This is a genomic window from Vagococcus silagei, from assembly GCF_004795745.1.
GTDB lineage: Bacteria > Bacillota > Bacilli > Lactobacillales > Vagococcaceae > Vagococcus > Vagococcus silagei.
On record NZ_SDGV01000010.1, the window covers coordinates 1 to 20,118 of the forward strand.

The 20,118-nt window shown below is 34.6% G+C and carries 13 protein-coding genes and 1 pseudogene; 9 read left to right on the top strand and 5 right to left on the bottom strand.

The window, feature by feature from the left end; translation table 11 throughout:
• The first annotated feature begins 270 nt into the window (after window positions 1–270).
• Both ESZ54_RS03750 and ESZ54_RS03755 read left to right on the top strand, forming a co-directional pair.
• Window positions 271–1,584, top strand: coding sequence for a hypothetical protein (locus ESZ54_RS03750; protein WP_136136349.1), 1,314 nt, complete (start codon window positions 271–273; stop codon window positions 1,582–1,584).
• A gap of 174 nt (window positions 1,585–1,758) precedes the next feature.
• Entirely contained in the window at window positions 1,759–2,052 is a 294-nt protein-coding gene (locus ESZ54_RS03755) for an IS66 family transposase (RefSeq protein ID WP_136136350.1), read from the top strand.
• A 357-nt stretch (window positions 2,053–2,409) separates the two neighbouring features.
• On the opposite strand, the gene ESZ54_RS12820 is transcribed toward ESZ54_RS03755, so the two are convergent.
• The 3 genes from ESZ54_RS12820 to tnpB are packed head-to-tail and all read right to left on the bottom strand — an operon-like array spanning window position 2,410 to window position 3,584.
• Window positions 2,410–2,574, bottom strand: coding sequence for a transposase domain-containing protein (locus ESZ54_RS12820; RefSeq protein ID WP_162615085.1), 165 nt, complete (start codon window positions 2,572–2,574; stop codon window positions 2,410–2,412).
• A 10-nt stretch (window positions 2,575–2,584) separates the two neighbouring features.
• On the bottom strand, window positions 2,585–3,397 hold the full coding sequence (tnpC, locus tag ESZ54_RS03765; RefSeq protein WP_136136352.1) for an IS66 family transposase: 813 nt from the start codon (window positions 3,395–3,397) through the stop codon (window positions 2,585–2,587).
• On the bottom strand, window positions 3,321–3,584 hold the full coding sequence (gene tnpB / locus ESZ54_RS03770) for an IS66 family insertion sequence element accessory protein TnpB (RefSeq protein WP_136136353.1): 264 nt from the start codon (window positions 3,582–3,584) through the stop codon (window positions 3,321–3,323). The genes tnpC and tnpB overlap by 77 nt, the downstream gene beginning before the upstream one ends.
• A gap of 217 nt (window positions 3,585–3,801) precedes the next feature.
• On the opposite strand from tnpB, the gene ESZ54_RS12485 reads away from it, so the two are divergent.
• The 4 genes from ESZ54_RS12485 to ESZ54_RS03785 all read left to right on the top strand — a co-directional run bounded on the left by ESZ54_RS12485 (window position 3,802) and on the right by ESZ54_RS03785 (window position 11,130).
• Complete coding sequence (locus ESZ54_RS12485) at window positions 3,802–4,281, top strand: hypothetical protein (protein WP_162615084.1); 480 nt, start codon at window positions 3,802–3,804, stop codon at window positions 4,279–4,281.
• A complete protein-coding gene (locus tag ESZ54_RS03775; protein ID WP_136136354.1) occupies window positions 4,212–4,496 on the top strand; it encodes a transposase in 285 nt (94 codons plus the stop codon). The genes ESZ54_RS12485 and ESZ54_RS03775 overlap by 70 nt, the downstream gene beginning before the upstream one ends.
• 7 nt (window positions 4,497–4,503) lie before the next feature.
• A complete protein-coding gene (locus ESZ54_RS03780) occupies window positions 4,504–4,863 on the top strand; it encodes a transposase (RefSeq protein WP_275426540.1) in 360 nt (119 codons plus the stop codon).
• Window positions 4,864–5,928: 1,065 nt separating this feature from the next.
• Entirely contained in the window at window positions 5,929–11,130 is a 5,202-nt protein-coding gene (locus ESZ54_RS03785) for a DUF1542 domain-containing protein (protein ID WP_136136356.1), read from the top strand.
• 162 nt (window positions 11,131–11,292) lie between these two features.
• On the opposite strand, the pseudogene ESZ54_RS03790 reads toward ESZ54_RS03785, so the two are convergent.
• Together ESZ54_RS03790 and ESZ54_RS03795 are read right to left on the bottom strand one after the other, a co-directional pair.
• Window positions 11,293–11,554, bottom strand: a pseudogene (locus ESZ54_RS03790) (transposase); the annotation flags it as partial.
• A 327-nt stretch (window positions 11,555–11,881) separates the two neighbouring features.
• The gene (locus ESZ54_RS03795; protein WP_136136357.1) at window positions 11,882–12,199 is read right to left on the bottom strand and encodes a hypothetical protein; all 318 of its coding nucleotides are present in this window, start codon (window positions 12,197–12,199) and stop codon (window positions 11,882–11,884) included.
• 463 nt (window positions 12,200–12,662) lie between these two features.
• Here ESZ54_RS03795 and ESZ54_RS12745 point away from each other — a divergent pair, with 463 nt between their 5' ends.
• The 3 genes from ESZ54_RS12745 (at window position 12,663) to pulA (ending at window position 20,028) form a co-directional block, all read left to right on the top strand.
• Window positions 12,663–12,797 carry a hypothetical protein gene (locus ESZ54_RS12745; protein ID WP_275426537.1) on the top strand — a complete coding sequence of 45 codons (135 nt, stop codon included), beginning with the start codon at window positions 12,663–12,665 and terminating at the stop codon, window positions 12,795–12,797.
• Window positions 12,798–13,148: 351 nt separating this feature from the next.
• On the top strand, window positions 13,149–17,582 hold the full coding sequence (locus ESZ54_RS03800) for a 5'-nucleotidase C-terminal domain-containing protein (RefSeq protein WP_136136358.1): 4,434 nt from the start codon (window positions 13,149–13,151) through the stop codon (window positions 17,580–17,582).
• A 319-nt stretch (window positions 17,583–17,901) separates the two neighbouring features.
• Complete coding sequence (gene pulA / locus ESZ54_RS03805; protein WP_239433745.1) at window positions 17,902–20,028, top strand: type I pullulanase; 2,127 nt, start codon at window positions 17,902–17,904, stop codon at window positions 20,026–20,028.
• Window positions 20,029–20,118 lie beyond the last annotated feature (90 nt).

The following is a 20,118-nucleotide window of genomic DNA, read 5'->3' on the forward strand; positions in this document are numbered from 1 at the left end:
AGTTTACCAAGAAAAATCATGGGCTACGCAACACCTTATGAATCATTCATTAATGAAATCAGCAAATTGAAACTGGACTTAACGCGATTTGACATTGAGCCTCTTAGCATGTGACGCCTTACCTGAGCCACCTGACCATCAAGATGTTCAGGTGAGGCAGAAGAGCCTATCACACGCTAACTCAATGTCAAATCGCACGATATATTTACTAGGAATTTTAAATAACGTTAGACATTTTACAGGTGGCTAACTTGTACTTGAAATTTTCGTTTGATTTTTAAGAATACTCCTGGGTATAATCAACAAACACAGAAATTAAGCAGGAAATGGACAGTACAAGAAGCAAATAGCAAAAATAAGATAATTGATTATTATCCAATCCCACAGATTAAACCTGACCCAGATCAATACACTTTTGCGCCTAATGAGTCCGTAAAAGAAATCAAAGGAACATTTACTGATGAGACTGGATCTGGAGGTACAGTAAGTATTAAAAAAGGTTCGACAGTCCTCTATACTTTTAATTACTCGGGCACTGCAAGAAATACAGAATGGAAGTTTACACTGAAAAAAGAAGACATAAGTTCAGGTAAAAATGAATTAAAAGCAGAAATTAAAAGTAAATATTCTGATTACATGACAGATCCTGTTTCAATTTTTGTAAATATTCAAAAGGAATTAGCCATCCGGTACTTTGAAGCCAAGCCGAATAATCAGAGAAATCCGTTACCTGATGATATTTTGACGACTGTAAAAAAAGTGATATATGGAACAGTTGGCGAAGAAATTAGTTTTGAAGTACCTGAATTACTTGGAGAATCGAAGTTTAAATATAATCCGATTAGAACGGGAATGACTGAAAATGATGAGCAAACAATTAAGCATTTGGTAACAGAACAAAATAATGACATTGATGTTTATTATAGTTTGAATAGTGTGACAGGAAAAATAGAATATCTTAATGCTGTTAGTTTAAAAAGAATTTTTTCTAGTACAACAAGTAAAGAACGTAAGGAGATTAGAGAAACTGGGGCAGTTACAATTGGAACTGCTCTCGAACCTGATATTATCAAAGCGAGTGATAAAGTAGCCGAGGGTTATCAGTTTGATCGAATTGAAGTTAAGCATAATAATCAATTTGTTACTGATGGAAAAGTTCCAGATTCAGATTTTATTGTGACCATCTATTTTACACCTGTTTTATCTCTGGAGCGTCCAGAGGTTATTAATTTTGGTTCGCATACCATCTTAAAAAATGATGATGAAAAAGAGATGACAAAAGAAAGCAACTTAATCGTTATTAGCACTGTTGAGTCGTCAAGTGGAATATTAACGCCTTGGAAAATTACAAGTGAGTTTTCTGGTTTTTCTGGTAAAGAGAAGAAAAAGAAACTGAATGGACAATTAAAATATCAGAATAATGAAATTACAAGTGGAACAGCTATTGAAACCAAGACGCAACGAGAGATACCTAAAACGGAAATTTTATTGAAAGATAAATTAAAATTGAATGTTTTCGGGAGTGGAAATCTAAGTTCCAAGTACGATGGCATCATTACTTGGAACTTAGAAAATACCCCTTAACTTTTATTTTTGAGTAAATTTTGAGTAAATTTTATAAGTGGGAAGTAATATAAAAAATAAAAAGTGAAAACACTAATAGTGTATTGTGTTGCCTAAAAGTTAGATTTGTGAGGCTGACCCAAAAGTCTTAAAATAGAAAAACCTCATGAAATCAGTTTATAAAAAGAGAGTTTCATGAGGGTTCTTGAAGATGGTAGTTTGGAATTATCCAACAATCGATCAGAAAGACAGATTAAAGAGATTGTCATGGGAAGAAAGAATTGGCTTTTTAGCCAAAGCACTGAAGGTGCTACTGCGAGTGGCGTCATCCTATCAATCATGAAAACTGCAGAGGCCAACGGACTTGATGTTAGAAAATATCTGATTTATTTATTTGATGAAACACCTAATCTAGATGTTTTGAGTGATGAGGTCCTATCTGAATACCTTCCATGGTCTAACACAGTTCAGTCTCACTGTTCAAAATAAAGCAATAACCTCGTAAGAATTATACCTTACGAGGTTATTTGGTGTACAGACACCTTTATATTCGGCGCTTACCATTCAAGTGAGATATCAGACAGTCTTCTCCCCAACCGATTTTACACCCTTTTTTAAACTATTCGAAAAAGAAAGCCGTGTGGCCCACCAATTAAAATAAACTACGAATCTTGTTTGCGGGCCGTTGTTACTCTCTATTTAGAAGGAATCCCGACTACAAAATTATTGATTAAAAGATTATGTGAAGATTTTCGGTAAGCGGATAATATAAACATGGGTACACAAATAGCGTCACAACGTTCATAATTTGGATATAGGTCCAACTATTGGCGCTGAGTCGCTATTTTATTTACACTCTAATTGAATTTGATCTGACCTAGGAAGATAGTCTTCCAATAATTCAGGACATCTAATAAAATCTAGATTGGGTAACTTTTCAAACAAGTGCGTTAAATACTTAAAAGCATTTAAGCCATTGGCTTTAGCCGTTTCAATAAGGGTGTAAGCCACACAATTGGCTTTAGCTCCAGCTATACTTGGTAGAAAACATAAAGTTTTTTCTACCAATTGTGAGCGGCCTAATTTGTCTTTCGGCTAAATTGTTTGAAATGACAAGATTGCCATCATCTAGAAAAGTCATTAATTCATCCTTTAGATTCTGGGCATATGCGATTGCTCGACCAAGTTTACTCTTAGCTATCACAGGAAAAGAACCAATCCACTCCCAAAACTCATCTAATAACGGTTTTGACTTAAGTTGTCGATAGGCTTTTCTCGCATCAGCGGAGAGTTTCTTAAACTGTTGCTCCAAAGCAAAAAGTTGATCGCAATAGTTTTTCCCTATCGCAGCCATTCCTCGTTCATCCCCAGCTTCAAAAAACTTCCGGCGCACATGCGCCCAACAAGCAACTACTTTTAAGTTAGGCATATTTTGATAAGCCGAATACCCATCACAATGAAGGTAGCAGTCGTAAACTGAAAGGACTTCATCGATATTACTCCTTGCACGTGTTAAAGATGAGTGATAATAGCTTATTGGGCGTGGCGAATTTTTATTTGTCTGAAATAGCCATATCCTCGCATCTGATGAGGCTGGCCGCCCATCTGGGCGGTTTAAAGTTTGATAAGGTGTTTCATCCGCATTGATGGCGTCTTGTTTATTCAGTTCTAGTCGGAAACGTTCATAGATTGGCTCAAGCCAAGATTGAGACGAGCAAATAATCCAGTTTGCCATCGTCTTACGAGAGACATTAATCTCATATTGTTGCCATTCCTTTTCTTGGCCACTGAAGCTTGCCCGATTCAAGTCGTTTATACAGTAGAATAAAGCCATTTTTATCCCAATACAAAGCCTTAAAACGATCAGTACGACCACCGCAAAATAGAAAAATAGCATCGTCAAATAAATCCAAGTTATACGTATCAACAATAATGGTCGCAAGTCCGTCGATTCCACGACGCATATCAGTTTTACCACATACGATAAAGATGTGCTTAACCTGACTGTAATTAATTAACATGGACTAACTCCTTTAGGATCGTCGTTAAAATATATTGACTCGCACCGTTGTAGACACGTAAGTCTGCATTACCTATTTTCAATTGACAAGCCAGTTTCGGCTTTTGAATGCTAGGCGATGGTTGTGAGTTGACGTTATCCGTGAGGATTACCGGGACAATTTGATTTTCTTTCGACAATAAAATGACCTCCTATTTAACTTGATAATTCAAGTATAAATGGAGGTCGGTATTTTTAAAGGCGGTCACTTATTACTCGCTTACGATTTTCGGTTCAAATTAAGCCTAGGGTTTCTTTACTCTGAATTCATTCTATCAGAAGCGACTTTTTCTAGAATCTATCAAACTCTTGTTCAACATCAAGATTATCTGGACGAACTAAATTACGAATTGTTACAAGTTATTCATCAAGAATTTGGTATCTTTGAAGAAGATATTGCGCTTGACGTAACAGCTATCAATGGGCATTCCAAGCCTCACAAAACAAAGAAAACAATTTTATCAAAAAGAAATATCCAACAACAAATGGCGACAGATGATATCCTAGACGAGTTAACCCATCATCCTACTTGGGGTGTCAAGAAAAAAGTCAGGGAAAGAGTAATTTTTGGTTTGGCTACAAAGGCCACATGGCCGTATCAAGCACCTCCCAATATCTATTATCTGTCATCACTACATCTGCTTCTATCGCCGATGTGAGTATGGCAATTCCAATGATGCGTGAGTTAGTGCAACTAATGTCAAAACCAGTCCATATATTAATAGATAAGAGTTATGACGCGAGTGCTGTTTATGAGGAAGCACATCGACTGGGATTTGAACCCTTTATTGATCTGAAAAAGTTATCCGCCAATGATGGAGAAACAGATAAGTATGTCACTCCGACATGTTTAATTGAAGAAAGTTATCGATAAGATAGCTTTGATAAGCGAGCGATATAATGCATTAAAATTTGTAAGGCCAGAGCCCCGTTGTCGGGATTGCCCATTGCAGCATGAAGGATTGTGTCAAAAAGTTATAAAAATCAAACAATCCCGTGATTATCTACGTTACAATTATCCAGCAAGAGGAAGTCAATCGTGGAAACAATTGTACGCTAAAAGAAGTGCCGTTGAGCGCATGAATACCTATCTCAAAGAAAATTATCAATTAAACCGAACACGATTTCATCAATCTCATCATGTTGTTGTGGAACATCTAATGATCCAGTTAGCATATAATGCAAAAAAATTTACTAACCAACGATTAAATTACCGAAAATCAAAAGAAATAGCCGTATAATTTCAAAAAAATCAGATTATTGAAATTGGACGAGTGTTTACTTTTTTGATACGTAAATTATGAAATTGAATCAGTTGTGCTACACGATATTATATTTGCGACATCTGTTCTTAAAGAGCGAGCATCGCGTAGCATGACATCGTGACTATTTTACCTTAACATTCAAATCGCGAAATGAGACAAAAGCCCTTCTGTCCGTAAATTCAATGATAAATTGAAAAAATATATTTTAGAAACTTTAAATAACGTAATTCTACTTTGTAAGTGGTGATCTTGGACTTAGAATTTTTTTACATTTTAAAGAAGGTTACGCTTATTTAAAATACATAAAAGTTTTATATGGATAAAAAGGGTGAAAACGAAGTGATTAGCAAGCGCTATCTTGGGATAGTGTATTAATTAAACAACAATAAAATTTATCTGTTTTCGAAGAATAAACATATTCATTAGATAATTAAGAAACGCACATATGAATACTAACGAATAATTAACTTGTGTCCGATTACTAGACATTTATTTATAAAATATTAATACAAAATTGAATTAGTAATTATTTTTTTGTTATTTTAATGAATTTTTAAACAAATTAAACATTAGTGTGTATTGTTATTTGGAATATAATTAACATTTAAATAAAAGGTATTTATAGCTTGGATAAGGTTGTGAAAATATGTTTTATTGTTAATTGTTATGATAAATATACACACATATATATGTTATTTTTGAGCAAAAGTGTTGTTTTTGTCTGGAATATCTCATATGATGAATTTAGCTTCAACAGGTTACGGATTCTTCTAATTAAGCAAAACATAAAAAAATAAAATATTAAATTTTAGAGGGGGGAAATAATATTGAATAATAACGAATGCGTATTAATTAATTGAATATGAAAGTCAAACAGTAGAAGTAGAAAAATGATTATTATTTTTAAATGTGATGAGGCTCTGTCATCTAAAAAAGACATTTTTATCTATTAAAATACTTTATTGCATATGAAACACTATTCAAATTGCTTACGTAAGAATTTGTAATGTTAAAAAAATAAAAATTAAGGGGATTATTTTTATGAAATTAAATAAGAAAAACATTCAAGAACTGAGCTATGAAACGAAGACTCTGGGGAGAGGGAAACTAATTAAAAAAAATAAAGTATTGGTTAGTGTTCTGACAACTTCTATGTTCTTAATACCAACCATTGGTGTAAATGCTGAAGCAGGATCAACGATTTCTGAAGGCGAGGCATTTGTATTAAGTACATTAGCAGTGTCAGAAAATGGAATTGCTGATTTTCCACAAGAATTAAATAGTCTGAGTTCGTCTATCGGAACTACTTTCGATGCAGCAAGCAAGGCTAAGGTTAACCGATATATTTATGGAAATTTTGGTGGCTGGCAAGCTTTCAGAACATGGGGAGATGATCGTGTCTTTTCTGTTGTTGGTAACGGTACTGTAACTTGGGGGAATAAAACAGGTCCTAATAGTGGGAAGGGTATGTATTTAAATAGTAAATCTGAAAATGATGGTGTTATGTGGAGTTTAGATTTAATGCCAAATACAAACTATACTTTCCAGTTTGAAAATAGAGATGAGAATTTCTCGAAAATGCCAAATACGACTGTGACAATTGCTGATGGAGATGAAAATGTATTAACTAGTGGAAAGATTCGTGCAAATAGTAGTATAACATTATATACATTTAAGACTCCAGAAGGCACGGGACCAGTTCCAATAACAGTTAAAGTCCTTGGCGTTATGAATAATCAAGGCATTAGTGGAGATTTTTTCTTCACAGCAAAAACTCCTTCTATTGTTGCGTTAGCAGGAAATGAATATACACAAACAAAAAAATTATCAGAGGTTATGGATAAAACAGTTGCATCAGTTTTGGCTGACAATCAAATGGAATTTTATGATAATGCAAATAATAAAACACGAGTTGAACCTAAATTTGATTCTGCGGGAGAAACTATAATCACATCTGCATCTGTTGCAAGTAAAAAAGGTGTTTTTTCAGGTAGTCTAACAGCCACAAAGTGGGGTAAATCAACACAAGCTAAGTACAGTGTTACTATCATTGATGATGTTAAATATAAAAAAATACTCGATGACACAGCAGATGATACTAAAAAAGCCATTTCAGAGGATCCAACATTAAATGAAGCAGAAAAGAATGCTCAAATAAAGAATGTCGACGATGTTTTAAAGAAGGCTAAAGCTGATATTGATCAAAAAGAAACTGAAGCTGATATTAAAACGATAGCTGATAAAGGTAATATTGATATTAAGGCACAACATGTTAAAGGAACACCGCTAACTGATCAAAAAGATGTGGCAATCAAAGTTTTAGAAGAAGTTGTGACTAGTACTAATGAAAAAATAGAAGGTGATACTAATTTATCACCAGAAGAAAAAGCTTTACAAAAAGAAAATGTAAAAAAATCTTTTGAAAATGCTAAAAAAGATATTGGATTAGCAAATAATGTTGAAGAAATCGCAAAAGCTTTAGAAACAGGTTCTGAAAAAATAAAAAAAGAATATGTTTCTGGTAAATCATTAGACGAATTAAAAATCGACGCTCTAGCAGACTTAGATAAAGTAGCCCAAGATACAATTAAGAAGATTAATGATGATGAAAATTTAACAAATCAAACTAAAAAAGATCAAATAAATGCTGTAAATGAAACAAAAGCACAAGCCGAACAAGCTATGAATGCAACAACAACAGCTGAAGAATTAAGTAACGCATTAGAAAAAGGAAAAGAAACTATCATCACGAAGTATGTACCTGGAGAGAAATTGTCAAAACAAATTGAAGATGCCATCTCGGAATTAGAAAAAGTAGCAAAAGCAACGGTAGCAGCAATTGATACTGATGAAACTTTGACTGATTCTGAAAAAGAAAAACAAAAAGCTGAAGTAGAAAAAGTACTAAAAGATGAAAGTGACCAGCTGTCTAAAGTAACAACTGCTGAGGAGTTGGTAACAAGCTTAGAATCCGGAAAACACGCGATTGAAGCTGAACATAAGGTTGGAAAAACTTTAGACGAACATAAGTCTGAGGCTAATATCTCAATTGATAATGCAGTGAAAACTGAAAAAGAGAAAATTGCCAATGATCCAACATTAACAGATGATGAAAAAGTGTTGCAAAATCAAGAAGTTGATGAAAAAGCAAATGTTGCCAAGGAAGCAGTTTTAGCAGCGATTGATTGGAAAACAGTTCAGGAAGTTCGGGATATAGGTGTTGGAGATATTGGTAAAACACATCAATCAGGAACAGGCTTAGAAGCTCGTAAAGAAGATGCAAAAGCAGCAATTGATGCGGAAGTAACAAGAATTAAAAAGCGTATTACAGACGATCCAACATTAACAGTAGAAGAAAAAGAAGCACAAGCAGCTGGCGTAGATGCTGTGGCGGATCAAGCTAAAAAATCAATTGAGTTGTCAAATGATGCAAACGGGGTCGATGCGGCAAAAGGAGCAGGTATTACTGAAATTAACGGTCAATATAAAACAGGATCTCCATTAGACGCTCGTAAAAAGGATGCTAAGACTGTCATTGACACAGAGGTAACGAAAATAAAGGAACGAATTGCCAATGATCCAACGTTATCTGATGAAGAAAAAGCAACGCAATCAGCAGGAGTTGATATAAAGGCAGAAGAAGCTAAAGTTGCCATTGAACAAGCAACGACTGCGAATGATGTCGATAGTGCTAAAGGACAGGGAATTGCGAATATTAATCAACAATATCAACCAGGTACTGGATTGGAACTCCGTAAAGAGGAAGCAAAAAGCTCTATTCAAGTTGAAGCAGATTTAATCAAAGATCGAATTACGAATGATCCAACATTAACTCCTAGCGAAAAAGCTACTCAAATAGCAGCGGTTGATGCTGAAACTGCGAATGCAAAAGCAGCGATTGACACAGCAATTGATGCAAATGGTGTTGATGTGGCAAAAGGTACAGGAATTACAGCAATCAACAATCAATATCAGCCAGGAACATCGATTGAAGATCGTCGTTCGGACGCTCTAGCAGCAATCGAGGCTGAAAGAATTTTTATTAATGAAAAAATAGCGAATGATCCAACGTTGAGTGATGAAGACAAAGATATTCAAACAGCTGCGGCAGATCAAGCTGCATCCGAAGCGGTAGCAGCAATAAATAGTGCGCAAGATGCTAGTTCTATTGATATAGCGAAAGGACAAGGAATTGTCAATATCGATTATCAGTATCAATCTGGACAACCGATTGAAGATCGCAAAGCTGATGCTATTGCAGCAATTGAAGCGGAAAGAGATGCGGTTAAAAGTAAAATTAACAATGATCCAACCTTAACTGTGGAAGAAAAATCTGCTCAAATAACACTTGTTGATCAATCGGCTACAAATGCGATTAATGAAATTACAGTAGCAACTGATATTACAGGTATCGATAGTGCCAAAGGACAGGGAATTGTAAATATTGATGGTGCTTACCAACCAGGAACATCATTAGAAATAAGAAAAGAACAAGCCAAAGCAGGAATTGACGATGCTTCTTCAGCGACTAAAGAAAGAATTGCGAAAGACCCAACTCTTACTTCGGAAGAAAAAGTGGCACAAACAGCTGGTGTTGATCAGTCAGCAATTGAAGCTAAAGCGAATATTGATGCTGCAATAGATGCAAATGGTATTGATACTGCTAAAGGTCAAGGGGTGACAGATATTGACGGGAATTATCAACCAGGTTTGTCAATAGAAACAAGAAAAGAACAAGCTAAAGCTGATATTGATGAAGCTGCAACAGCAGTTAAAGAAAAAATTACGAAAGATCAATCACTGACAGAAGAAGAAAAAGAGAAGCAAATAGCTGATGTTAGTCAATCAGCAATAAATGCAAAATCAGTGATCGATGCTGCAGAAAATCTTAAAGAAGTCGATCAGGCCAAAGGTCAAGGGGTGACCAATATTGATAATGCATATCAACCAGGTTCTAGATTGGAAATACGTAAAGAACAAGCTCTATCAGACGTTGATAAAGCAGCAAAGGCGACAAAAGAAAAAATTACGAATGATCCAACATTAACAGAAAAAGATAAAGCAGAACAGATAGAAGCAGTTGTAAAAGAAACGGAAGAAGCAAAGAAAGCAATCAAATCGGCAACCAATGCATCTGAAGTAGATGCTGCAAAAGGAAAAGGGATTGAAAATATTGATAATCAATACCAACCAGGAACAACAACACCTGGTGATACATTAGAAACGAAGAAAGACAAAGCAAAAGCAGAAATTGATGAAGTAGCGAAAGCAACGAAAGCGAAAATTTCGAAAGATGATAAGTTGAGTGACGCTGAAAAAGCAACACAAACAAAGGCAGTCGAAGCAGAAGCAACGAAAGCGAAAGCAGCGATTGATGGTGCGAAGAATGAGTCAGAGGTTGACAAAGCACTTACGACAGGTACGACATCAATTAAAGATCAATATCAACCAGGAACAACAACACCTGGTGATACATTAGAAACGAAGAAAGCCAAAGCAAAAGCAGAAATTGATGAAGTAGCGAAAGCAACGAAAGCGAAAATTTCGAAAGATGATAAGTTGAGTGACACTGAAAAAGCAACACAAACAAAGGCAGTCGAAGCAGAAGCAACGAAAGCGAAAGCAGCGATTGATGGTGCGAAGAATGAGTCAGAGGTTGACAAAGCACTTACGACAGGTACGACATCAATTAAAGATCAATATCAACCAGGAACAACAACACCTGGTGATACATTAGCAACGAAGAAAGATAAAGCGAAAGCAGAAATCGATGAAATAGCAAAAGCAACGAAAAATGAAATTGGACAAGATAAGACGTTATCAACAAAAGAAAAAGAAAATCAAATCGAAGCAGTCGATGCAGAAGCTAAGAAAGTGAAAATAGCTATTGACAATGCAAAAACAGAAGCGGAAATTAAGGAAGCAATCGAATCTGGAACAAAAGTGATTAAAGCACAGCATAAACCAGGAAAGGTGACACCTCCAGTTGTAAAACCCAAACCAGATACAGGTGGTCATAATGGTGGAGCAAATATAGGAGGAAATGCAGATACTGGTGTTAAACCAACAATTAAGCCAGGAACTGGATCAGTATCTGGTGGTGTTGGCTCTAAGATTACGCCAGTAGTAAGTGGAAAAACGTTACCTCAAACAGGGTCTGATGTAAAAACAGGATTTTTTACATCATTGTTAGGTTTAGGGATCACAGGATTAGCTGTATTAGGATTTAGAAAAAAATATTAAGAACAAGTTCTAGTAATAAGTATTTAACTTACGAAAAGGATTAGTATAAACCAACATTTAAAGAATACTCAAAATTTGGGCACTTTGTTAAACTAAACTGATGAGCAAATAATTGATTAGGAACTGATTGGGAGTGGAAACTCTTAATCAGTTCCTTTTTGGTTACTTTAGTTGTATTAAATGATTAATCAAAAAAAATCTGATTCTCATGTTACAAAATGACTTGAATTCATAAGAGACTTACTTTAATGTGAGTATTTTTAGTTTCTAATTTTCCGTTTGAGTAAGGTTAATCCAGAGCATTAGTGATTACTTTTTCATAATTTAAGAGGTTTTGAACTTTGGCGTTAAACTCTTCCTAAGTATTTTCTGGAAGATGATTTAAATGATAGAAAAGTAAATGTGAAACTTTGTTTCTAAAAGCATTTTGGTTTCTTATCAATAATTCGTCAAGAGAAATTCCAAACAAATCGCTAATCAAAACAAAAGTTTCTAAATCAGGTTAAGTTTTTTCGATTTTCCAACTAGAAATGGTGAATCTTGATACCGGTAATTGAGACGCTAATTTTTTCGTGTCTAATTCTTTTTTGGGGTGTGCTCTAATTTGTTCAGCGAAGTTCATTTAAAACATCTACTTTCGCTACTTTAATTATTGATGAAATACTCTTAAAAGTGTAGAGATGGTTTGAATCATGTGGGGATTACACTTGCTAGAATTTGTGTCATAGTATCTTACTAGCTAAATAATGCATCAATTATCATTTATTGTTGAGATGGTGATATTTTTTATTTCATAAACAAGTTCTTTATCCTCGAGAATCTTGTCGTTTCCATAAACTTGAATGTCATCTTGAGTGATGGTAAAAGGTTCATGTTTATGTATCATGTAAATGTGGTGAATGACGCCATTATTAACTTTTTTATCTTCTGTATGAAACACTACTTCAGCCAAGTAATAAGCGAAATCTTTATAGACGGTAACGTTTGAGGTTTTCTTGGAGAAGTCAACGTCTCCCTCATATTGTTTGTTACCGAACTTGAAAACTTCGGAAATAATTGGCTTTGCCATGTGCTTTATCTGAGCGTTCCTTTTGTTTTTTATGCATAAAGAGCGAAACAAAAAAGAATGACACTATAGGACTAGCAACAATCAAGATCGTAAAGATACTATAAAACGAAAATTTTCCCATAATATTACTCCCTTTTTTTTATCTATTATGTGCTTGATTTTAGTGAAATACAACGTAATTATTGAGGCCTGTCTGAAATTAAGAAACGTTAGAAAAGAGAATTGACACAAGGTCAGATAAAAACTTTCTGTTCGTCATTGTTTCTTTATGGTAGAGTAAATAAAGAAACTTTTTAAAGGCTGGTGTGAAGAATGCATAAAGCAAGAGGTTTTTTAATGTTACTTTCGTTTCCATTCATTCTTATCTTGTTTTGGCTTGTTTCAAAAGTGACTGGAGTTGCGATGACAGAACAAGCAAATTGGGTCAATCTTATCGTTTTTTTTAGCGTCTCCTGCATTAGCAATGTGGATTTACATTAAGGTTGGTACTTATTTTGAAGATAAAGCCAACGAAAAAAAAGAAATTGAAAGAAAAGAAAAAAATCGTTTCCGCCGGTTGAACCCTAAAAAACCGCGTCATAAGAAAAAAAATAAATAAATGGGAACGAAATTTATATTGGTATATATCATTATTTTGATTTAAGTAAAAATTACCATAATATGAACAACAACATAAAAATCAATTGGATATTTAAGAAATTAGCGTTATTTAAATAAGCGCGCTTCGATTAAGTTCGTGTTTGAGAGTTATTACGTTTTCTGGTTTCGTTTTCATTTCTAAACTGGAGATAAAAACCAATGATTATACGGATATAATGATAAAAAAAATCGCCAATGTTCATAATGATGATGATTTTTTTGGCTGTTTTTGTTAGAATATAGATATTCTTGAAAGAAAGGAGACTAAGTTTGTAATAATAGGTATCGATTATTAAAGGAGGAGAATTTGTTGCGTAACTATAAAAAAAGTATGATTACTCTTTTATCAACTTTTGCTTTATTAACTGGATCAGTAGGCCCATCAATGATTACGTTTGCTGAAACTGTAGATAGTAAAAAGGTTAATACGATTGTTGAGGAAAATCAAAAAACGGTTCAATCAACAACTGATAAGAAAAGTGAAAAGGTAGAAAAAGATCCAACAATCACAAAAGAATCTGGTGCTGAGTCAACTAAAGAAAAAACAGTTGAAACAACTGAGAAAGAAGTTGCTGAAACTAAAACTTCAGAAGCGACAGCAACAACTGAAACTAAAGAAGAAGCTAAAAAAGTATTGAAAGCGGCTTCACCTGAAAAAGAAGCAGATACAAAAAAAGAAACAAAAAAAATTACAATTTTAGGTTCTTCTGACGTTCACGGAAACGTATGGGATTACTCTTATGAAGATAATGCAGTCGCTGATGTTGGTTTTGCTAGAATTGGCTCAATCGTAAAATCAGTCAAAGCTGAAAATCCAAATACAATCATTGTTGATGCAGGGGACAACTTACAAGGCACATTATTAACAGATGACATTTACAGTTCTGATCCTGAATATCAGGGAGTCACACATCCTGTGATTGCCGCAATGAATACTATTGGTTATACGTCAATGTCATTAGGTAATCATGAATTTAACTTTGGTTTAGACTTGATAAAAAAAGTTGAAGTTGATGCTAAATTCCCATTACTTTCTGCCAATACTTATGTGAAAGCTACTGGCGAAAACTTTGTACAACCTTATACTGTTAAAACAGTGGATGGTGTTAAAATCGCTGTTTTAGGTTTGACAATCCCTCACGTTCCAATGTGGGATGGTGATAAAGTTAAGTCTTTAGATTTTAAACCATTAAACACTGAAGCGAAAAAACAAGTTAAGATTATTAATGAAAAAGAAAAACCTGACGTGATTGTTGCCGCGATTCATGCTGGCTTAGACAATAGCGATCCGGGGGCTGCTGCAAGAAATGTCATCAAAGAAGTTCCAGAAATTGATGCCTTTGTTTTAGGACATGATCACCGTGAATTTACTGAAATGATTCCGGATAATACAGGTAAAGCAAAACCAGCTGGTGCCGTTAAAGATACTGGTTCTGGTGTTGTTCGTATTGATCTTGAACTAGAAAGAGAAGTCGCAAAAGATGTTAAAAAAGCAACTGAAGAAATAGCAGAAAAATCAGCTGAAACAACAGATGCTAAAACTGAAACAACTAAAGAAAAAGAATCAGCTAAAGCTGACGAAAAAGCGACTGATAAAGCAGCAGATAAAGATGATAAAGAGTGGAAAATTAAGGAAGCAACACCTTCAATTATTTCATCTAAAGGCTTTGCAGGTGATGAAGACGTAAAAGCTGCAACACTTGAAGCTCACGAAAAAACACAAGAATATGTGTCTGGTGTAGTAGGTCAAGCAAGTGCAAACTTCTTACCAAAAGAAGAAGTACCTGGAATTCCAGAAGCACAATTACGTCCAACAGCGATGATTTCTTTAATCAACAATGTTCAAAGAGACGTAACAAAATCTGATTTAGCTGCATCAGCTCTTTTTAAAGCTGATAGTAAATTAGATGCTGGCGATATTAAATATTCTGACGTTTTCAATATTTACAAATATCCAAACACACTAGTTAAAGCTGGTATGAATGGTAAACAATTAAAACAATATTTAGAAAACCAAGCTAAATATTACCAACAATACAAGAAAAACGATGTAACAATTGCATTTAACGAAAAAATTCGTGTTTACAATTATGATATCGTTTCTGGCGTTAAATATAAAATTGATATTTCTAAACCAGTAGGCGAAAGAATTGTTGATTTAACATTTAAAGATAAACCAGTAACTGATGGTCAAAAATTCACGATGGCAATGAACAATTATCGTTTTGAAGGTATGGTAAAAGATGGTTTAGTTGATGCTACACCACTATGGGAATCAGATCCTGCGACTTTAAGAGGCGAGATTGTTAAATATATTAAAGAAAAAGGTACAATCAAACCTGAAGAAGAAATCGAAAATAGTTTTGAAATCATTGGTGCCGATCTTAAACATCCTGCTCGCGATTACATTATCGAACAAGTTAAAAAAGGTACTAAAGGTTTTGAAATTATGGCTTCTAAAGACGGGCGTACACCAAATGTTCGTAAGCTAAATGTTGATGAGTTAGCTAAACAAGGCTTGATTCCGGATGAATATCTGAAAGAAAAAGGCGATTTCGACTTTACTATTATGCATACAAATGACATGCATGGTCGTCTTCAATATGACGAAAAAGGTAAAGCAATTGGTATGGCTAAATTAAAAACATTTAAAGACGAGAAGAAACCGACTTTAATGTTAGACGGTGGCGACTCAGTTCAAGGTTTAGCAATTTCAAACTTTACTAAAGGGTTAACAATGGCAACAGCAATGGGTATGATTCCTTATGATGGTGTTGCTGCTGGTAACCATGAGTTTGACTTTGGTTATGACCAAGCAATGAAATTAAAAGAAATGTTACCAATGGTTTCTGCGAATACAATGAAAGATGGTAAAAATTCATTCAAAACACATGAAATCGTTGAAAAAGAAGGCAAGAAATTTGCGATTATTGGTTTAACAACTCCTGAAACAGCGTTCAAAACACATCCAAACAATGTGAAAGGCGTTGAGTTCTTAGATCCGATTCCTGTTGCAGAAAAAATGATTAAGAGCCTAGATAAAAAAACTGATGCATTTATTTTTGTAACTCACTTAGGAATTGATAAAACAACTCCAGCTCCGTGGCGTGGTGATACGTTAGCTGAAGAACTTTCTAAAAAATTCCCTAAAGAAAAAATCATCATTATTGATGGACACTCTCATTCGGAATTAAGAGAAGGAAAACAATATGGTAACGTATTATTAGCTCAAACTGGTAATTATTTAAATAATGTTGGGATGATTGATGTTAGCTATAAAGGTGACAAACCAACATTTAAAGCAAGATTAGTTCCAGCAGCTGAGTTTAAAGAAGTTGTTGAAAACCCTGAAGTCAAAGGAATTATTGATGAAACAGCAGCTAAATTCAAAGAAGAAATGGATAAAGTTGTCATTGAGAACAATCCAGTTCATCTTGAAGGTGATGCTAAATTTGGACGTACTCGTGAAACTAACTTAGGTAATATTATTGCAGATTCACTTTATGATTATGGACAAACAGGCTTTACTGGTGGTCAAACTGACCTAGCGATGATTAACGGTGGCGGTATTCGTACTAGTATTAATCAAGGTAAAGTAACGAAAGCAGATATTTTAGCAGTTTTACCATTTGGTAACACAATTGCTCAAATTGATGTGACAGGTAAACAATTGAAAGAAATGTTTGAATTCTCATTACGTTCTCCAGTTCAAACTCAAGACGGTACAAATGAAGTTGTCTTAGATGAAAATGGCATGCCAGCATTAGGACGTAACGGTGGTTTCTTACAAGTATCACATTCGGTGAAAGTCTTGTATGATACTAATAAACCTGGTGAAGTGCCAGAAGAAGGTAAAAAAGGTCAACGTGTACACTCTGTTCAAATTAAAAACCGTAAAACTGGTAAATTTGAAGAAGTGGACGATAAGAAAGTTTATAAACTAGCAACCAATGACTTCCTTGCTGCTGGTGGAGACGGCTATACAATGTTAGGTGGTAAACGTGAAGAAGGTCCTTCAATGGATGTCATCTTTACCGACTTCCTTAAAGAGATTGCTGGCGATACTGACGGCAAAGTGGTTTCAATGAAGGCTAAAGAATACAATATTGAAGATTATGGCGAAGCAACACCATATTCTCGTTTAATTCCTTCTAAAGCACAAGTGAAACCAGAAGGAACTGGTGAAAAAGAACTTCAAAATCTTGTGACTGAAAGCAAGAAATTAACAGCAACAAACTTTACTGCGCATAGTTGGATTGCATTTGATAAAGAATTAAAAGTTTCAGAAGCATTATTGAAAGAGGATGCAACTGATGCTGAATATGTAGCGCAACGTAATAAACTTGCCCAAGCTAAAAAAGATTTAGTTTCTATAGAAGAACTTAAAAATCTTGTGTCTGAATCAGAAAAATTAAATGAAAAAGATTATACAAAAGAATCTTGGACCGGTTTTTCTAAAGAACTTGCTAAGGCAAAAGCAATGTTGAAAGACGCGACAAATAAAGATAAAGAGATTTCTAAAGAAGAAGTAGCGCGTCAAGTGACAAGTTTAGAAAAAGCTAAAAAATCATTAGCTAAAGTAACAACAACAACGCCTACGACAGTTAAACCAACAACAACTAAACCAACAGGTGGCAAATTACCACAAACTGGTGAAAAAGAAAACTTCCTTGTTGTGGTTGGCTTAATTTTACTAGGTTCATCAGGTTTCTATGTTTACAAACGAAAAGATGAAGCAGCATAATTTTAATTAAAAGCTTCGGCTCCTATAGTAAAGCATATCTTTGCTTTACTATAGGAGTTTTTTTGTCGTATCTTGTTACCGATAACACATTATCTGGTATGTTTTTCCATGCTATACTCGTGTGACAGATTTAAAGAATTTATTAAAATAAAACAGATTTTTTCATTACTGAGCATTTTTATTGTATGTTGAAAGAACGACATTGTGAGTTCAGATTACGGGGAAAGTGAGAAATTAATTTGTTTTATCCAATGTTGGCTTTGTTTTTTGTAATTTGAAAAACAAATACTATGAAGATGGAGGGGAGAACTTGGAAAATATGAAACCGAGTTACTATTCAAGAAAAGAAGCAATTAGAGAGTGCGCGATCGAATCGATTCGATCGATTAAGGTCGTATTGAAAGATCCTGAAATTGAATTTAATACTGAAGAAACAGTCTTAATCTCAAAAGAGGGACAAAAAACGTCATTAAAGATGAGCGAAATGTCTCACCAAGAGTCAGAATTATCAGTTGTTTTTAAAACTGATACACCGTTAACTCTAACAGAAAGCTATGAATTCAGTTTAACTGATGATATTCAAGCACCGGTAATGTTTGGTGCAGTTGTCCGAACACCAGAATTTGACGAAACTTTTTTTTATGATGGTCAATTAGGAGCCTCTTATAGCAAAGATGAGACTGAAATTAAGCTATGGGCACCGACAGCCCAGTCAGTTGTGCTTAAGATTTATGATGGTTTTAATGAAGATAGTCCCGTCAAACAAAAAATTCAAATGAAACAAACGGAGCGTGGTACTTACACGACGGTTTTGAGTGGTGATCAGGATCAATTGGTTTATACGTTTCAATTAACTTTTGCTGACGGCTCTACAACTGAATCACCAGATCCATATGCGACAGCTGCCATTGTCAATGGTATGCGGTCAGTTGTTGTGAATCCAGAGACGGTTGCTTTACCTGGGCAAAAAAGATTGCCTGCTTTTTCAAGTGCAACCGATGCGATTATTTATGAAACACATATTCGTGATTTAACGATTGCTAAAAACAGTGGTGTGGCCTTAAAAGGAAAATTTTTAGGTGCAATTGAAGAAGGGACTCAGACACCAACTGGGCAAAAAACAGGGTTTGATTATATTTGTGATTTAGGTGTGACCCATGTTCAATTCTTACCTATGTATGATTATGGTACTGTCGATGAAGCAAAACCAGATGTTCCACAATATAATTGGGGTTATGATCCGCAGAATTATAATGTTCCCGAAGGCTCTTATAGCACTGATGCAACAAATCCTAAAACTCGTATTTTAGAGATGAAGCAAATGATTGAAGACTATCATGACAAGGGATTGCGTGTCATTATGGATGTTGTTTACAATCATGTTTTTGAAGTACCGAATCACCCATTTCATTTAACGGTTCCAGGTTATTTCTTTAGATACTTACCAGATGGCTACCTTGCTGACGGAACGGGAGTGAATAATGATGTTGCTTCTGAACGTAAAATGGTACGTAAATATATTGTAGATAGTATCGAATACTGGACTAAGAACTATAACCTAGATGGTTTTCGCTTCGATTTAATGGGTATTCTTGATGTTGAGACCATGAATGAAGTTCGTCGAGTCGTAGATAAAATTGATCCATCAATTATTATTTTAGGCGAGGGTTGGAATTTAGATACGCCTCTTGCAGCGGATAAAAAAGCCATTCAGAAAAATGCCAATCAGATGCCAAGTATTGCTCATTTTAATGATTCTTTACGCGATAGTGTAAAAGGGCATGTTTTCTATGCAACCGAACCGGGTATGGTTAATGGTGGTAAAGGATTAGAAAAATTAGTGATTCAAAATATGTTGGGTGCTAATGGCTTAGAAGGTTATCAAAATCCAAATCAGGTTGTGCAGTACGTTGAAGCACATGATAATTATACACTTTATGATAAGTTAGTTTTAACTAATCCGAATGATACGGAAGACATTCGTCGTAAGCGTCATACCTTAAGTACAGGAATTGCAATGTTGTCTCAAGGGATTAGCTTTATCCATGCTGGGCAAGAATTTTTACGGACTAAAAGTGGTGATGAAAATAGTTATCGTTCAACGGATGCAATCAATCAGTTTGACTGGTCACGAGTTGAAGCAGAACACGAAGCAGTTACATTCTTTAAAGAATTAGTTTCATTAAGAAAATCCGAACCACTATTTAGGATGACTTCTTATGAGGACATCAAGCAACATTCTACTGTAAAATTTGCTGAGGAAGGTCAAATCATTTTTGAATTATTTAACGATGAACAACATTACTTAATCAGTATTAATACCAATGAAGAGAGCCGTCAAAGTCCATTTGATTTGTCAGATTATCAACTTATCTTAAGTAATCATGCGACTGAAACAGAGCATTTTACATTTTTACCATTAAGTCTTTCTGTCTATAAAAAATAAAACTAAAATCAAAAACAATCGGAGTTATTAGATTGTTTTTGATTTTTTGTTTTAAAAGTAAGTTGAATAAGTATAATTAGTTGTTTCGCA

What these genes read in the sequence shown, in the direction of transcription:
- ESZ54_RS03755 (WP_136136350.1), top strand. Translation starts at nt 1,759, where the DNA reads ATGAGGGTTCTTGAAGATGGTAGTTTGGAATTATCCAACAATCGATCA.
- tnpC (WP_136136352.1), bottom strand. Translation starts at nt 3,397, where the DNA reads ATGGCTTTATTCTACTGTATAAACGACTTGAATCGGGCAAGCTTCAGT.
- tnpB (WP_136136353.1), bottom strand. Translation starts at nt 3,584, where the DNA reads ATGTTAATTAATTACAGTCAGGTTAAGCACATCTTTATCGTATGTGGT.
- ESZ54_RS12485 (WP_162615084.1), top strand. Translation starts at nt 3,802, where the DNA reads ATGGAGGTCGGTATTTTTAAAGGCGGTCACTTATTACTCGCTTACGAT.
- ESZ54_RS03775 (WP_136136354.1), top strand. Translation starts at nt 4,212, where the DNA reads ATGGCCGTATCAAGCACCTCCCAATATCTATTATCTGTCATCACTACA.
- ESZ54_RS03785 (WP_136136356.1), top strand. Translation starts at nt 5,929, where the DNA reads ATGAAATTAAATAAGAAAAACATTCAAGAACTGAGCTATGAAACGAAG.
- ESZ54_RS03795 (WP_136136357.1), bottom strand. Translation starts at nt 12,199, where the DNA reads ATGGCAAAGCCAATTATTTCCGAAGTTTTCAAGTTCGGTAACAAACAA.
- ESZ54_RS12745 (WP_275426537.1), top strand. Translation starts at nt 12,663, where the DNA reads ATGTGGATTTACATTAAGGTTGGTACTTATTTTGAAGATAAAGCCAAC.
- pulA (WP_239433745.1), top strand. Translation starts at nt 17,902, where the DNA reads ATGAAACCGAGTTACTATTCAAGAAAAGAAGCAATTAGAGAGTGCGCG.